14 protein-coding genes are annotated in these 16,126 nt (G+C 67.6%); 3 read left to right on the top strand and 11 right to left on the bottom strand.

The features are described from left to right. Nucleotides 1-8: 8 nt before the first annotated feature. Genes J2P76_RS21255 through J2P76_RS21245 form a run of 3 tightly spaced genes read right to left on the bottom strand, consistent with a single transcriptional unit; the run spans nt 9 to nt 3,509 of the window. Entirely contained in the window at nt 9-932 is a 924-nt protein-coding gene (locus tag J2P76_RS21255) for an ABC transporter permease (protein WP_207409821.1), read from the bottom strand. Then, nucleotides 929-1,903: an ABC transporter permease subunit gene (locus tag J2P76_RS21250; RefSeq protein ID WP_207409820.1), complete on the bottom strand. Its 975-nt coding sequence runs from the start codon at nt 1,901-1,903 to the stop codon at nt 929-931. Before J2P76_RS21250 ends, J2P76_RS21255 begins: the two co-directional genes overlap by 4 nt. Before the next feature lie 19 nt (nt 1,904-1,922). Beyond that, nucleotides 1,923-3,509, bottom strand: a complete 1,587-nt coding sequence (locus J2P76_RS21245) for an ABC transporter substrate-binding protein (RefSeq protein ID WP_207410633.1) — start codon at nt 3,507-3,509, stop codon at nt 1,923-1,925. Nucleotides 3,510-3,634: 125 nt separating this feature from the next. Here J2P76_RS21245 and mnmE point away from each other — a divergent pair, with 125 nt between their 5' ends. The 3 genes from mnmE (at nt 3,635) to J2P76_RS21230 (ending at nt 7,797) form a co-directional block, all read left to right on the top strand. Then, nucleotides 3,635-4,993 (top strand): tRNA uridine-5-carboxymethylaminomethyl(34) synthesis GTPase MnmE, encoded by a 1,359-nt coding sequence (gene mnmE / locus J2P76_RS21240; RefSeq protein ID WP_207409819.1) that lies wholly within the window; start codon nt 3,635-3,637, stop codon nt 4,991-4,993. Between the two features lie 227 nt (nt 4,994-5,220). Then, a complete protein-coding gene (locus J2P76_RS21235) occupies nt 5,221-6,033 on the top strand; it encodes a formate/nitrite transporter family protein (RefSeq protein ID WP_207409818.1) in 813 nt (270 codons plus the stop codon). A 15-nt stretch (nt 6,034-6,048) separates the two neighbouring features. Then, the gene (locus J2P76_RS21230) at nt 6,049-7,797 is read left to right on the top strand and encodes a bifunctional protein-serine/threonine kinase/phosphatase (RefSeq protein WP_207409817.1); all 1,749 of its coding nucleotides are present in this window, start codon (nt 6,049-6,051) and stop codon (nt 7,795-7,797) included. An 18-nt stretch (nt 7,798-7,815) separates the two neighbouring features. On the opposite strand, the gene J2P76_RS21225 is transcribed toward J2P76_RS21230, so the two are convergent. From J2P76_RS21225 to narJ, 8 genes are all read right to left on the bottom strand, one after another. Next, a complete protein-coding gene (locus J2P76_RS21225; protein WP_207409816.1) occupies nt 7,816-9,582 on the bottom strand; it encodes a monovalent cation:proton antiporter-2 (CPA2) family protein in 1,767 nt (588 codons plus the stop codon). A 33-nt stretch (nt 9,583-9,615) separates the two neighbouring features. After that, complete coding sequence (locus tag J2P76_RS21220; RefSeq protein ID WP_207409815.1) at nt 9,616-10,278, bottom strand: response regulator; 663 nt, start codon at nt 10,276-10,278, stop codon at nt 9,616-9,618. A gap of 15 nt (nt 10,279-10,293) precedes the next feature. Then, entirely contained in the window at nt 10,294-12,228 is a 1,935-nt protein-coding gene (locus J2P76_RS21215) for a type IV pili methyl-accepting chemotaxis transducer N-terminal domain-containing protein (RefSeq protein ID WP_207409814.1), read from the bottom strand. A gap of 84 nt (nt 12,229-12,312) precedes the next feature. After that, nucleotides 12,313-12,972, bottom strand: a complete 660-nt coding sequence (locus J2P76_RS21210) for a carbonic anhydrase (protein ID WP_207409813.1) — start codon at nt 12,970-12,972, stop codon at nt 12,313-12,315. A 2-nt stretch (nt 12,973-12,974) separates the two neighbouring features. Continuing rightward, entirely contained in the window at nt 12,975-13,964 is a 990-nt protein-coding gene (gene moaA / locus J2P76_RS21205) for a GTP 3',8-cyclase MoaA (protein WP_207409812.1), read from the bottom strand. Between the two features lie 10 nt (nt 13,965-13,974). Next, nucleotides 13,975-14,721: a peptidylprolyl isomerase gene (locus J2P76_RS21200; protein ID WP_207409811.1), complete on the bottom strand. Its 747-nt coding sequence runs from the start codon at nt 14,719-14,721 to the stop codon at nt 13,975-13,977. A 42-nt stretch (nt 14,722-14,763) separates the two neighbouring features. Then, the gene (gene narI / locus J2P76_RS21195; RefSeq protein WP_207409810.1) at nt 14,764-15,447 is read right to left on the bottom strand and encodes a respiratory nitrate reductase subunit gamma; all 684 of its coding nucleotides are present in this window, start codon (nt 15,445-15,447) and stop codon (nt 14,764-14,766) included. A gap of 17 nt (nt 15,448-15,464) precedes the next feature. Then, on the bottom strand, nt 15,465-16,112 hold the full coding sequence (gene narJ, locus J2P76_RS21190; RefSeq protein WP_207409809.1) for a nitrate reductase molybdenum cofactor assembly chaperone: 648 nt from the start codon (nt 16,110-16,112) through the stop codon (nt 15,465-15,467). Between the last annotated feature and the right edge of the window lie 14 nt (nt 16,113-16,126).

The raw sequence follows: 16,126 nt of genomic DNA, 5'->3' as shown, positions 1-16,126 counted from the left end.
CATCCTGTTCAGGCCGCGTTGTGCGGGTTCAGCACATCGCGCAGGTGGTCGCCCACCAGATTGATGCCGATAATGGCGACGGCCAGCGCAATGCCGGGAAAGAACGAAATCCAGTACAGGCCCGACAGCAGGTATTCGAAACCGTTCGAGATCAGCATGCCCAGCGACGGCTCGGTCACCGGCACGCCCACGCCCAGGAATGACAGCGTGGCCTCGAGCGCGATGGCGTGGGCCAGGTCGATGGTGGCGATCACGATCAAGGGCGGCATGCAGTTGGGCAGCACATGGTGGAACAGCACTCGCCCCCAGCCCAGCGACATGCAGCGCGCCGCCTCGACATATTCCTTGCCGCGCTCGACCAGCGCCGCGCCGCGCGCGGCGCGCGCGAAGTAGGCCCACTGCACGACCACCAGCGCGATGATCACCTTGTCCACGCCCTTGCCAAGAATGGCCAGCAGGATCAGCGCCACCAGGATGGCCGGGAACGACAGCTGGATATCCACGGTGCGCATCAGCACCGCGTCGATCCGCCCGCCGAAATAGGCCGCGATCAGGCCCACCGTGGCGCCGATGGCAAAGGCCGCCAATACGGAAATAGTGCCTACCATCAGGCTGGTGCGCATGCCGTACAGAATGGCCGAGAACACGTCGCGCGCCTGGCCGTCGGTGCCCAGCCAGTAGGTCATGCTGCCGTCGCTGCTGGCGCTGCCGGGCGGCAGTTTCGAATCCAGGATGTCCAGCGTGCCGATGTCGAACGGGTTCTGCGGCGCGATCCAGGGCGCGAACAGCGCCGCCCCCACGGTCAGCAGCAGCAGCACCACGCCCAGCAGCGCCAGCTTGCTGGCGCAGAAGTCGGCCAGAAAGCGGCGCAGCGGCGTCTCGACGCGCGCGGCGGCGGGCGCGGGCGGGGCGGAAGAAACAGGCGTCGTCATGCTCGGCGCTCCAGGCGTACGCGCGGATCCAGCACCGTGTAGATGATGTCCACGACCAGGTTCAGCATGACCAGGAAGAACACGATCAGCATCAGGTAGGCCACCACCACCGGGCGGTCGAGGTTGATGATGGAATCGATCAGCAGCTTGCCCATGCCGGGCCACGAGAACACCGTCTCGGTCACCACGGCAAAAGCCACCACCTGGCCGAACTCCAGTCCGGCCACCGTCACGATGGGAATCAGGATGTTCTTCAGCAAATGCACGCCCAGCACGCGCTTTTCCGACAGGCCCTTGGCGCGCGCGAACTTGATGTAGTCCATGGGCAGCGATTCGCGCGTGGCCGCGCGCGTCACCCGCACGATCATGGCGCACTTGGCCAGGGCAATCGTGCTGGCCGGCAGCACCAGGCTGGCCAGGCCGTCCAGCGTCAGGACGCTGAGCGGCACGCCCAGCACCGACACCGTGGCGCCGCGCCCGCTGGCCGGCAGCCAGCCCAGCTGCACGGCAAACAGCATGATCAGCATCAGGCCCACCCAGAAGTTGGGCAGCGAAAATCCCAGCACCGAACCGGTCATGATGGCGCGCGAACCCGCCGCCTTGGGCCGCAGGCCCGCCAGGATGCCCAGCGGCACGCCGATCAGCACCGACAGCAGCATGGCCACGCTGGCCAGCTCCAGCGTGGCCGGCATGCGCTCCAGGATCAGGCGCATGGCCGGCTCGCCGGTCAGGAAGCTGTTGCCGAAATTGCCCTGCACCGCCTGGCCGATGAACACCAGGTATTGCATCACCAGGGGCTTGTCCAGCCCCAGCGACACCCGGATGGCCTCGCGCTGGGCATCGGTGGCCTCGGGGCTGGCCATCATCGACACCGGGTCGCCCACCAGGTAAATGCCGGCGAACACCAGCGCCGACATCACCAGCATCACGACCAGCGTCTGCAGCAGCCTGCGGATAATGGTTGCCAGCACGTCGGCGCTACCCTCGGCCCTACTTCTTCAGGGTCGCGTACTGCACCAGGGTGGTCTGGTCGGGCCGGCCCTCGTAGCGGATGTCCTTCTTCATGGCCCACACCGACAACTCGAAATGCAGCGGCAGGAACGCGTAGTCGTCCATGGCCAGGTTGCTGGCCTGCTGCAGCAGCTTGGCGCGCTTGTCGTCGTCCATGGTGCGCGAGGCCTCGCGCACCAGCTTGTCCATCTCGGGGTTCGAGTAGCGGCCGCGGTTGGTGGTGCCTTCGCCCGCTTCGGGGTTGCGCGTCATCAGCAGCGAAGTCAGCGGGTTGGACATCTCGCCGCTGGTGGCCGACCAGCCCGCCATATAGGCGCTGAAGCTGTAGCTGTCGCGCTTCTTGAAGAACACCGAAGGCGCCAGCGCCTCGACACTGGTCTTGACCCCGATGCGCGACCACATCGACGCGATGGCCTGCGCGATTTTCGAATCGTTCACGTAGCGGCCCGAAGGCGCGCCCAGCGTGATCGAGAACCCGTCCGGATAGCCGGCTTCCTTCAGCAATTCTTTGGCCTTCTTCGGGTCGGCCTTGGGCGCTTCGGCGTGTTCCTTGGACGCGCCGAACATCGGGTACGGCAGCGCATTGCCGGCCGCCTTGGCCACCCCGCCCATCACCCGGTCGACGATGGCATCGCGGCTGATGGCCAGCGACAGGGCCTCGCGCACGCGCTTGTCTTTCAGCGGGTTCTTCTTCAGGTCGGGAATGCCCGGCGTGGGTTCGGCGTACTGGTCCATGGCCACGTACATCACCCGCACCGACGGCGTTTCTTCGATGAACAGGTCCTTGTTCTTCTTCAGGTTGGGCAGGTCGTCGGTAGGAGGATCCTCGATCATGTCCACATCGCCGGCCAGCAGGGCGGCCACGCGGCCGGCGGCATTCGACATGGGACGATAGATCACCTTGTCCCAGTCGGGCTTCTTGCCCCAGTAGTGTTCATTGCGCTCGAACACCAGTTGGGCGCCGCGCTTCCAGGACACGAACTTGTACGGGCCGGTACCCACCAGGCCGTCGCCGCTGTTGAGCTGGGTGGTGGTCTTGCCTTCGGGCGCGGGGCCGGAAGCCGCCTTCTTCGACAGGATGGGCAGCTGCGCCAGGTTGATCAGCAGCAGCGGCGCCGGGCCCTTGGTCGTAATGCGCAGCGTCAGCGGATCCACGGCTTCGGCCTTGGCCACCGAACCCAGGTACAGGGTAAAGGGCGACGGGCTGTTGGGCACCTTGGGAACGCGGTCATAGGTGAACACCACGTCTTCCGCCGTAAACGGCGAGCCGTCCGAAAACTTCACGTTCGGGCGCAGCTTGAAGGTCCAGACGTTGCCGTCCACCGTCCAGGATTCGGCCAGCGCCGGCTGCGGCTGCAGCTTCGCGTCGGCGCGCACCAGCGGGTCGAACAGCGTGTGGGATATCTGCGTGTTGGGCGTCAGCGCGTGGTATTGCGGGTCCAGCGAACTGGGCTCGGTTTTCAACGCCACCACCAGGTCACGCGCCGCGGCGGGCGCCGTGGCCCCCAGCGCCATGGCCATTGCGAGTGTGCTGCCAGCCAATAAACGTAACCATCGAGACGCCATCATGCTCTCCCCGTGTCTGTTCTGCAGGTTGGACTGCCGCCGCACAACTTAACCAGCAAACGCAAAGACACGCAACAGTTATATTCCCTTATTGCCGTCCTGAAACTGCCCGGAATCCGCTACTCATGGCTCTCTCCACGCATGCCCCCATCGCCGCCATCGCCACCGCCCCGGGTCGTGGCGGCATCGGCGTGGTGCGCGTGTCCGGCCCTGATTTATCGGCACTGGCGCGGCGCCTGTTCGGCCGCGAGCTTACGCCCCGCCACGCGCACTACCTGCCGTTCACCGCCGATACCGGAGAAGCCCTGGACGAAGGCATTGCGCTGTATTTCCGCGCGCCGCAGTCGTACACCGGCGAAGACGTGCTGGAACTGCAGGGCCACGGCGGGCCAGCCGTGCTGCGGCGCATTCTCGACCGCTGCCTGCAGGCTGGCGCCGACCTGGGCCTGCGCCTGGCCGAGCCGGGCGAATTCACCCGGCGCGCCTTCCTGAACGACCGCATGGACCTGGCCCAGGCCGAGGCCGTGGCCGACTTGATTGATGCGTCATCGGTTGCCGCGGCGCGCGGGGCCATGGCCTCGCTATCGGGCGAATTCTCGGCCCGCGTCAACGCCCTGTCGGACCGCATCGTGCACCTGCGCATGCTGGTCGAGGCCACGCTCGACTTTCCCGAAGAAGAAATCGACTTCCTCGAAAAATACCAGGCCCGGCCCACGCTGCAGGCGCTGGCCGCCGACCTAGCCACCCTGATCGCCCAGGCGCGCCAGGGCGTCATCCTGCGCGAGGGCCTGCACGTGGTGCTGGCCGGCAAGCCCAATGTGGGCAAGTCCAGCCTGCTGAACGCGCTGGCGGGCGACGACATCGCCATCGTCACGCCCATCGCCGGCACCACGCGCGACAAGGTGGTGCAGGAAATCCATATCGACGGCGTGCCGCTGCACATCGTCGACACGGCCGGGCTGCGCGACACCGACGATACGGTGGAAAGCATCGGCATCGCGCGCACCTGGAAAGAAATCGAGCGGGCCGACGTGATCCTGCACCTGCAGGATGCCACCCAGCCGGCCGACGCGCTCGACGCGCAGATCGTGGCGCGGCTGCCGGCCCGCACGCCCCTGCTCACGGTGTTCAACAAGGTAGACCTGCTCGATCAGCCGTTCCAGGCCGAAGCAGGGCAACTGGGAATTTCGGCGCGCGAAGGGGCGGGGCTGGACGAACTGCGCGCCCGCCTGCTGGCGCTGGCCGGCTGGAATCCCGGCGCGGAATCGCCCTGGCTGGCGCGCGAACGCCACGTACATGCGCTGCAGCTCGCCGCCGAGCACCTGGCGGCGGCCACCGAACACGCGGCGCAGGACGACCGCGTGCTGGACCTGTTTGCCGAAGAACTGCGCCTGGCGCACGACAGCCTGAGCAGCATCACCGGCAAGTTCACCAGCGACGATCTGCTGGGCGAGATCTTCTCCAGCTTCTGCATCGGGAAGTAAGCCGCCCTCCGGCCGCAAGCCACGGCCCTCCACGCCCCAGGCCGGTGCGCCGCCGCGCACCATTTGCGGTCCTCCGCACCGCTTTGAACCGCTCCGGCCCGCCCGCGCGGCGCCCCCGCCTCGCTGCTCGCGCGGGCCGCGCGCGCAGCCGCTTGGCACGCTTGTTGCTTGATTCCTTCTGACGGTCCCCGGTGCGCCGCCACAACTCATTCCAACTGGAACACATCATGTCCTACCTGGTCCCTTCAGAATTCGTCACCAAGATGGTGGATGCGGGCGAATCGAAAATCTACATGGCGACCCGCGACTCGCTGATCCGTGCCTACATGGCCGGCGCCATCCTGGCCATTGCCGCGGTGTTCGCCGTCACCATCAATGTGCAGACCGGCTCGCCCATCCTGGGCGCCGCGCTCTTTCCCGTGGGCTTCTGCATCCTGTACCTGATGGGCTTCGATTTGCTGACGGGCGTGTTCACGCTGACGCCCTTGGCCTGGTTCGACAAGCGGCCCGGCGTCACGCCGCGCGCCATCCTGAAACACTGGGGCGTGGTGTTCGTGGGCAATTTCCTGGGCGCGCTGACGGTGGCGGTGCTGATGGCAATCGTGTTCACCTACGGGTTCTCGATCCCGGCCGGCAAGGTGGGCGAAGTGATCTCGCACATCGGCGAGAACCGCACGCTGGGCTACAAGGAATACGGCGCGGCCGGCATGCTCACCATCTTTATCCGCGGCGTGCTGTGCAACTGGATGGTGTCGCTGGGCGTGGTGGGCGCCATGATCTCCACCACGGTCAGCGGCAAGGTCATCGCCATGTGGATGCCCGTCATGCTGTTTTTCTACATGGGTTTCGAGCACTCGGTGGTGAACATGTTCCTGTTCCCGTCGGCGCTGATCCTGGGCGGCAACTTTTCCATCATGGACTACCTGATCTGGAACGAGATCCCGGTGGTGCTGGGCAACCTGGTGGGCGGCATCTCGCTCACCGGCCTGACGCTCTACACCACGCACATGAAAACCGCGCCCAAACGCAGCTTCGGCTGATCGCCGGGCAGGCGCATGGACCGCTCCGCATCCCGCCCCGGCGCGGGCCAGCTGCGCGTGGCGGCTGGCCAGTATTCCGACCGGGGCCGCAAGCCATCCAACCAGGACTTCCATGGCCTGTGCATTCCCGAGGGCGCGCTGCTGGCCGCCAAGGGCATCGCGGCGGCGCTGGCCGACGGGATCAGCAGCAGCGAGGTCAGCCGCATCGCCAGCGAAACCGCGGTGGCCGGCTTTCTGGAAGACTACTACTGCACCCCGGAATCCTGGTCGGTGAACAAGTCGGCGCAGCGGGTGCTGTCGGCCGCCAATGCCTGGCTGCACGCGCAAACCCGCCAGGGGCCGCACCGCCACGACCGCGACCGCGGCTACGTGTGCGCCATGAGCGTGCTGGTGCTGAAGTCCACCACCGCGCACATCCTGCACGTCGGCGACGCGCGCATCTATCGGTTGCGCGGGGCCATCCTGGAACAACTGACCGACGACCACCGCATCTGGGTATCGCACGACAAAAGCTGCCTGGGCCGCGCGCTGGGCCTGGCGCCGCACCTGCAGGTCGACTATCACACGCGGCGCATCGAAGCCGGCGATATCTTCGTGCTGGCCACCGATGGCGTGCACGAACACGTGGATGCCGCCGCCGTGGTCCAGGCGGTGCACACTCATGCCCCGGACCTGGACGGCGCCGCGGCATCGCTGGCCGAGCTGGCCTATGCCTGCGGCAGCCCCGACAACCTGACCGTGCAGATCCTGCGGATCGACGAGCTGCCTGCCCCGGATGCCGGCGAGGCGGCCCGCCGGGTCCGCGCCTTGCCGTGCCCGCCGCTGCTGCAGGCCGGCATGGAATTCGAGGGCTTTCGCATCGACCAGGAACTGCATGCCAGCAGCCGCAGCCATGTCTACCGGGCCACCGACATCGCCACCGGCGCCGTGGTGGCGATCAAGATTCCGTCGCTGGACCAGCGCCATGATCCGGCCTACCTTGAACGCCTGCTGATGGAAGAATGGATTGCGCGCCGCCTCGACAGCCGCCACGTTGTGCGGGCCTGGCCGGCGGCGCGCCCGCGCCGCAGCCTGTATACGGTCAGCGAACATCTCGAAGGCATCACCCTGGCGCGCTGGATGGCCGCGCATCGCGCGCCGCCGCTGGAACAGGTCGTGGACATCGTCGAACAGGTCGCCAAGGGCCTGCAGGCGTTCCACCGCCAGGAAATGGTGCACCAGGACCTGCGGCCCGAGAACATTCTGATCGACGCCGCCGGCACGGCCCGCATCATCGACCTCGGTTCGACACGGGTGGCGGGCATTGCCGAAATGGCGGCCACCGGCCAGGCACCGCCGATGCTGGGCACGGCGCAATATGCCGCGCCCGAATATTTCCTGGGCGAACCGGGCAGCACCGTATCCGACATCTATTCGCTGGGCGCCATCGCCTACCAGATGCTGACCGGACGGCTGCCCTATGGCGCCCAGGCGGCCCAGGCCCGCACCCGCGCGGCCCAGCGGCAGCTGCGGTATGAATCGGCGCTGGACGAACAACGCGCCATTCCGGCCTGGGTCGACGGCGTGCTCAGCCTGGCGGTCCACCCCGATCCGCGGCGGCGCTACCAGGAACTCTCTGAATTCACGCATGCCTTGCGCCACCCGTGCGCGCCGGTAGACGCGCGGGCCCGCCCGCCGCTGCTCGAGCGCAATCCGCTGGCTTTCTGGAAGGGCCTGAGCCTGCTGCTGGCGCTGGCGCTGGTGGTGTTGCTGGCGCTGCGCTGAATCCCGTGCGCGGGCCCTCTAGCGGTCGTGCTCGGCCGACTGGTTGTTCAGCAGCAGCGCGCGGCCGGCGAACAGGCCGCCCGTCACTTCCAGCTGAAAGCGCTCGGCATCGCGGCGGCGGATCTCCTCGGCGATCTCGTCCGCCGCCTCGGGCGTGGCGCCCAGCGCCATGGTGGCCTGGCGGCCCAGCACCATGGCCGACTCGAAGGTCTCGCGCACCTGGAAATCGACGTCCGCCTTGTGCAGCTCCAGCGCATGCTCGCGGTCGAACGCACGCGCCAGAATGCGCGAATGCGGGCACACCGCCTTGATGCGTTCCACCATCTGCGTCACCGTGGACCAGCCGTTGGCGCACACCAGGATGGCCTGGGCGTGCTTGGCGCCGGCGGCATGCAGCACGTCGGTGCGCGTGCCGTCGCCGTAATAGACCTTGAAACCGAAATTGGCCGCGCTGCGGATCATCTCGGGGTCGTTATCGATGATGGTGATCTCGGCGCCCATGGCCAGCATGTGCTGGCTGGCGATCTGGCCCACGCGGCCGAAGCCGATCACCAGCGCGCGGCCGATCTGGTCGCTGGGCGCCTCGAGCCCTTCGGTGGATACGCCGGGGCGCGGCGCCCAGCGCTTGTGCGCCAGCACGGCCAGCGGCGTCAGCGCCATCGACAGCACCACGATGGCGGTCATGTTGGCATTCACCACCGGGTCGATGACCCCATTGGCCAGCGCGGCCGAAAACAGCACGAACGCAAACTCGCCGCCCTGGGCCATCAGCACGGCGCGGTCCAGCGCCTCGGCCCGCGAGCTTTTGGCCAGCCTTGCAGTGCCATAGATGCACAATGCCTTGACGGCCATCATGGCCAGCACGCCGGCCACGATCAGCGAGGCGTTGCGCGCCACCACGGTCAGATCCAGCGACATGCCCACGCCCAGGAAGAACAGGCCCAGCAGCAGGCCGCGGAAGGGTTCGATGTCGGCTTCCAGCTGGTGGCGGAACGTGGATTCCGACAACAGCACGCCGGCCAGGAACGCCCCCATGGCCATCGACAGCCCGCCCCATTGCATCAGCAGGGCCGAGCCCAGCACCACCAGCAGCGCCGCGGCGGTCATCACCTCGCGCGCCTTGGCGCGCGCCAGCAGGCGGAACAGCGGGTTCAGCAGCCAGATGCCCGCCACCACCAGCGCCGCCAATGCGCCCACGCCGATGCCCACGTCCAGCCAGCGCGACGCGGCGGTGGGCGCCTCGGCGTGCTGGGCGCCCGGCGGCGCAATGAACGCCACCAGCGCAAGCAGCGGCACGATCAGCAGGTCTTCCAGCAGCAGGATGGATACGATCTTCTGCCCGCGCGGGGTCGCGATATCGCCGCGTTCACCCAGCAGTTGCATGACAATGGCCGTGGAAGTCAGCACGAAGCCCATGGCGCAAATGAACGACACGGCCAACGGAAACCCGAACGCCAGCCCCACGCCGGTCAGCAACAGGCCGCACACCAGCACCTGCAGGCTGCCCAGCCCGAATATCTCGCCGCGCAGGGCCCACAGGTGCGACGGGCGCATTTCCAGGCCGATGATGAACAGGAACATCACCACGCCCAGCTCGGCCGTGTGCAAGATGGTTTGCGGATCGCGGAACAGGCCCAGCCCGAACGGCCCGATGACCAGCCCGGCGGCCAGGTAGCCCAGCACCGACCCCAGCCCCAGGCGGCGGAACAGTGGTACCGCTACCACCGCCGCGCCCAACAACACCACGACCTTGGCCAGCTCGCCCGCGTCGCCTTCTACTGCCATGGATTTCCCCTGTGGTCCGGCCGGCTGCCGGATTCAATCGTCCGCAACCAACCCGTGTTCGACGGCATACACCGCCACCTGTACCCGGCTGGTCAGGTTCAGTTTCTTGAGAATGTTCTGGACATGGATCTTGACCGTGCTTTCGGCAATGTCCAGCTGCCGGGCAATGACCTTGTTGCTGGCGCCGTGCGCCAGGCACTGGACGATCTCGCGCTCGCGCGTGGTCAGGCGGGTGCGTTCGCCGCTGGCTCCGCCCGTGGCGCCCTGCGTGGCCTGCTCGCGGAAGCGGTCGACCAGCTTGGCGGTCATGTTGTCGGCGATCACGGGCTCGCCCGTGGCGGCGCGGCGGATCGCGGCCGTCAGCGCCTCGGCGTCGATATTCTTGACCAGGTAGCCGCGCGCGCCATCGCGCAAGGCCTGGCTGAGCTCGTCGGCTTCTTCCGAGACCGTCAGGATGACCACCGTGCTGCGCGGCACGTCCTGCACCAGCAATTGCAGGGTTTCCAGGCCCGACAGGCCGGGCATGTTCAGGTCCAGCAGTATGACGTCGGGCTGGAATTCCTTGGCGCGCTTGACGCCCTCCAGGCCATCCGCCGCCTCGGCCACGATTTCGAAATCGGGCTGGCGCTGCAGCAGCAGCCGCACGCCCGAGCGAAACAGGCTGTGGTCGTCGATAAGCAGGATACGGATAGCCATGGGATAGCGGAAAACTCAGGCGGCGCGGCGCGCGGCACGGGGCAGCACCAGCCGTACCGTGGCGCCGGCGCCGGGCCGGGACATCAGTTTTATCACAGCGTTGAGACGGGCGGCCCGTTCGCGCATGATATGCAGCCCGATGTGGCTTTCTTCCCGCTGTCCCACCTCGTCGGGATCGTAGCCGATGCCGTCATCGGTGATCTCCATTTCGAAATCCTGGTTGTTTCTCAACCGCACCCGCACGTGGCTGGCCTGGGCATGCTTGCGCACGTTCGACAGGGCCTCCTGCAAAATGAACAGCACCTGCAACTGCTGCTCGGGCGGCAGCGGCCGGTCGGTGCCGTACTGCATGTCCAGGTCGACTTCGATGCCGGTCTGGCGCCGGAACCGCAGCACGGCCTCTTCGATGGCGTCGGGCAATTCGCCCTGGTCGAGCTTGGTGCGGAAATTCACCAGCAGCTCGCGCACATCCTGGTAGCTTTCTTCCACGCCGGTACGCAGCAGCGGCACGATCTCGCGCACGTCGTTCTGGTCGCCGCGCGCCACGGCATCGTCCAGCAGCTGCAACTGCAGTTTAAGGAAGTTCAGGCCCTGCGCAATGCTGTCGTGCAGGCCCTGGGCCATCAGGCTGCGTTCGCGCACCACGGCCAGCTGCCGCGCGTGGGCATCCAGCCGGCGGTTTTCCAGCGCCACGCCCAGGTGCTGGCCCAGGGTCTCCAGCATCTGGGTCTCGGCGGGCGACACCTGGCGCCGCATCTTGAAATGCAGCGAAAACGAGCCCAGCACCTTGTCGCGCGCCACGATGCGGAACACCGCCAGGCTGCGAAAGCCCTCGTTGGCGCAATGAAATGCCTCGATGGGCGCGATTTTGCGTAAATCGCGCACGATCTGCGTGCCCTCTTGCGTGGCCACGCCGCAATAGCAGTGGTCGGCGCGCATGCAGCGTTCGGCCTCGGCCAGCTCGGGCGACAGGCCTTCGGACACCATCATGTTCAGCTTTTCATCGGATGGATCCAGCGCGCGAATGGTGCCGCCGGCGGCGCCAAACTGGCTCATCACGCGCTGCAGGAACCCGCGGCAGATGGCCTCGATGCTGTTGGGCTGGTTCAGAAACGCCGCCATGTCGTACAGCGCGCCGATCTCGCGGTTCTGCGCCTCGAGTTCGGCCGTTTTGCGGCGCACCCGGTTTTCCAGGCTGTGATACAGGTTCTCGAGCTTGTCGGCCATCAGGTTGAAACCGCGCGCCAGCACGCCGAACTCATCGCGGGTCTCGACCGGCAGGCGGGTGCTGAATTCGCCGGCCGTCATGCGCTGCAGGCCGTCGCGCAGGCGCAGCACGGGCGAGATGATCCACAGGTACAGCAGGTAGATCATGGCCACCGTGCCCACACTGCCTATGCCCGCCAACACGCCCTGGGTCAGGCGCAGCAAGGCGGTCTTGTCGGCGTTGTCGAGCTCGATCATGCGCACCAGCTTGTCGGCCTCGGCCACGAAGTCGGGCAGGGCGTCAAGATAGGGGGCCATGTCGCCCTCCTGCCGGGCCCGCGCCACGGCCGGTTTCATGGTCTGGCCCCACAATTTTGTTACCACGCCCAGCTGGGCTCCGACGGCGGGATCGGCCGGCAGGAACAGCGGCCGCGCCGGATTGCCGCGCTCGAGCAGGGCCAGGGTTTCGTCCTGCGCGTGCACGAATTCGTCGACCTGCGCGCCGCGATCGGCGCCCGGGCGCATCAGTTCGACCGCCACACGTGTAGCCACCATGCGCAGGCTGCCAGTGTCGTTGATGGCCGCGCCCGCGCCTTCCAGTCCCCAGGACAGCCATAGCGTCCAGGCCACCATGCTCAGCACGACCGCCAGGGCAACCAGCGAACTGGCAATAATGCGGGTAGGCAGGCTGTCGCGCAGCGTGGGCAGGCCGTCCGGGCCCACGGAAAATTCTGTAGAGGTCATGTCACGACGCCAACGGGTGGACGTAGGAAGTTTAGCTTTTTTCATGGGTGCCGGACGGGATGCGAGGCTACCCTGGATGCCCGCTCAGGTCAGCGGCAGGAAGGCGTCGGCCCGCGATGAATAGGCCAGCAGGGCGCCGGCCTCCAGGTCGAAATACCAGCCATGCAGGCTGATGGCGCCGCGTGCCAGCTGTCGCTGCACGCAGGCGAAGGATTCCAGGTTGCGCAGCGAAATCAGGATCGACGCCTGCTCGCAGGCGCGCCGCTGTTCGGCCGGGCTGGCATGCGGCATCTGCCGCAGTATCTGCGCGCGCGCGGGTTCGGCGATATTGACCCAGCGCCCGATGTAATCGTCGTGGGCATGGCCGTCCAGGCGCTGTTCCATCAGCGCGCGGATCCCCCCGCACTGGCCGTGGCCCAGCACGATGATACGGCCGACCTGCAACTGCTCTACCGCGAACTGGATGGCGGCCAGCACGCCCTGTTGCCCGCCATCGTCTTCGGCCAGCGGCACCAGGTTGGCCACATTGCGCACGGTGAAGATATCGCCGGGGTCGCACCCCAGCAGCAAGGCCGGGTCGACCCGCGAATCGCAGCAGCCGATCAGCAGCGTGCCGGGATTCTGGCCGCGGCTCAGGTCGCGGAACAGGGCCGGCGCATCGTCGAAATAGTGCTGCTGGAAGCGCTGGAACCCGCTGATGAAGCGTTCCAGGTCGTGGGTGCGTGTGGCGGGCAGGTCGCGCATGGTCAGCCGCCGGTTTGCGACATGAAGCGCACGATGTGTTCGGGGCGGGCGTGGAAGTCGTGGCGTTCGGGCTTGGCGGCGATGGCGGCCCTGATGGCCAGGGCCAGTTGGGCATCGCTGGCGCCCTGGCGCATCTGGGCCCCCAGCGGCACACTGTCGCGCTGGCCCAGGCACAGGTACAGCGTGCCGTCGGCTCCCAGCCGGACCCGGTTGCAGGCCGCGCAAAAATGCTGCGACATGGGCGTGATGACGCCCAGGACAAGACAGCCGTCGGTGTTGCTCCAGTAGCGTGCCGGGCCCGCGCCCGATCCCGCCAGCGCCGGCATCAGGCCGTGGCGGACGGCCAGCTGGCTGCCCAGCACCGAAAGATCGGCGCCGGCGCCGCGCCGGCCGGTATCGCCCACGGGCATCGGCTCGATCAGGCGCAGGATGAATCCCTGCCGGCAGGCATAGGCCAGCAGCCGGTCCAGATCGGGTTCGGGCGTGTGCGCCTGCACCACGGCGTTGAGTTTGATGGGCGAAAACCCCGCGGCCCGCGCGGCGTCCAGCCCGCGCAGCACATCGTCCAGGCAGTCGCGGCCCGTGATGCGCGCGTAGGCGCCCGCGTCCAGCGTGTCCAGGCTGACATTCAGGCGGGCCACGCCGGCGGCGCGCAGCGCGGCCGCATGGCGCGCCAGCCGCGTGCCGTTGGTGGACAACGACAGGTCTTGCAGGCCGGGCAGCGCGGCCACCCCGCGCACCAGGGCGGGCAAGCCGCCCCGGGTCAGGGGTTCGCCGCCGGTCAGGCGCAGCTTGCGCACGCCCAGGCCCACGAAAACGCCGGCCAGCCGCGCCATCTCGGCATGGCTCAGCCAGTGCGCGGGCGCGTCGAAGTCTTTGAAATCGGCAGGCAGGCAGTAGGTACAGCGCAAGTCGCAGCGGTCGGTGACCGACACGCGCAAATAGTCGATGCGCCGGCCATGGCCGTCTACCAGGGAAGTCGCGCCAGACATCGCCGCCGCCTTACTGCACCAGGAGGCCGTCGGCGCCTTCCAGTTCAATGCCTTCGATGCGGGCGCGCCCGACCAGCATGCGCGCGTACTGCCGCCAGGCCGTATCGCGGCTGGCCGCCGCCAGCGCCTGCGCAATGCGCGGCGCCACCTGCTCGTACGGCAGCAGGCGGCCCGGCACGTGGCGGACGACGCGCACGACGTGCAGCCCATGGCGGGTTTCCACCAGGCGCGGCAGCACCGTACCGGCAGCCTGGCCGAATACCGCGCGCTCGAATTCGGGCACGGTATCGCCGCGGCCCAGCTGCCCCAGGCTGCCGCCCACGGCGGCCGACGGGCAGTTCGACAAGGCGCGCGCCAGCTCCGCGAAGCGTTCCGGCTCGGCCCGCGCTTGCTGCAGCGCCGCCTCGGCGCGTTCGCGCAGGCGCTGCAGATCGACCTGGGGCGTCACCTGGAACAGGATGTGGTCGGCCTCGACCAGTTCGCCCACGGTGAAGCGGTCGGGGTGCGTGTCATAGTGACGACGGCACGCGGCGTCGTCGGGCTCGGGTGTGCCGGCCTGCGTGTCGAGCAGGGCGTCGATGGCGGCTTCGTCGCTGTCGGCGGACAGGCCCAGGCGCCGGGCTTCGTCGAGCATTACGCGGCGCAGCACCAGCGCGGTCATGGCGCGGCGCTGCGGATTGGCCGCGTCGCCATGGCGAGGCAGTTCTTGTTCCAGATCGGCATCGCTGAGTTCGACGCCATTGACGATGACTGGCATGTTGGTTTCCGTTGCCGCCGGGCTGGCCGGCGGCGCCATGGTTCAACGCGGCCGGACCAGCTGCCAGGCGCGGCCCAGGTATCCCACCGAGGCGAATCCGCTCCAGACATGCACCAGCCGGGTGAAGGGGAAGATGACGAACAGCGTCATGCCCATGAACAGGTGGGCCTTGAACAACACCGGCGCATCGGCGATATAGCTGGCCGCGTCGCCCCGGAACGTGAAGATGTGCTGGGCCCAGGTCATGAACAGCACCATCATGTGGCCGTCCATGTGGCCGGCCGACACGACGATAGTGGACAGGCCCAGCAGCAGGGTGATCAGCAGCCACAGCAGCAGGATCTTGTCGCCCGGGCGCGTGGCGTGGGCAATGCGCGGATGGGTAAGGCGCCGGTGCAGCAGGATCAGCAGGCCGGCCAGGCACAGCATCCCCATGATGCCGCCGGCCGCCATGGCCACGGCCTGCTTCACGCTGTGCGACACGCCCAGGGTGTCCCATACCACCACCGGCGTCAGCAGGCCCACCAGATGCCCGAAGAACAGGCCCAGGATGCCGATGTGGAACAGGATGTTGCCCAGGCGCAGCTGGCCGCGGTACAGCAGCTGCGAACTGTCGCTCTTCCAGGTGTATTGCTCGCGCTCGAAGCGCACCAGGCTGCCCAGCAGGAAGATGCTGAGCGCAATGTACGGATAGACGCCGAATAGGAACTGATGCAGGGTGTTCATGAAAGGGCTCCCGGCCTTTATTGTTGGGCGCCGCGCGAGCGGGGGTGGAAATGCATCACGTGCGTGCCCGCGGCGGCCAGCGGCAGCAGGGGCTCGACGCCATCGACGCCCACGCCGTAGGCTTCCATGGCTTCGTCCATGTCGCGCACCGGCGGCTCGGTCTGTTCGCGCGGCACCACGTCGGTCATGCCGCGCAGCACGGCAAACACGGTCGAATACGGGCTGCCGGCCCGCGCCAGGCGCGCGCCGATGGCGGCCAGCACGTGAATGGCCTCGTCGAGCAACTGGCGCGCCTGTCCGGGGTCGATCAGGCCCAGCAGTTCCAGGAACAGCGGCACATGGTCGGGCAGCTCGGCCGCGTCCGGCTCGAAACCGTGGCGGCGGTACTCTTGCAGCAGGTCTACCATGGCCTGGCCGCGGTCGCGGCTTTCGCCGTGCACGTGCTCGAACAAGTGCAGCGAATGCGACGGGTTCCGGTCGAAGGTGGCGACGTAGTTTTCCTGCAGCTCGATCAGGCCGTGGGTTTTCAGGTAGTCGGTCAGGGGCGAGAGCTGGTCTTGCGCCTCGGGATAGGCGTCGAGCGCGTCGTCGATCTCGAGCAGGGCATCGACAAGGTCCTGCTCGGGATAGGTCAGCAGCGCGGAAAGTATGCGGTATGGGCTCATGGTTGGGCTCCGTG

This window comes from Bordetella petrii (assembly GCF_017356245.1).
GTDB lineage: Bacteria > Pseudomonadota > Gammaproteobacteria > Burkholderiales > Burkholderiaceae_B > Bordetella_A > Bordetella_A petrii_D.
The sequence above is the reverse complement of the archived record's forward strand: the minus strand, read 5'-3'. Positions and strand labels throughout refer to the sequence as shown.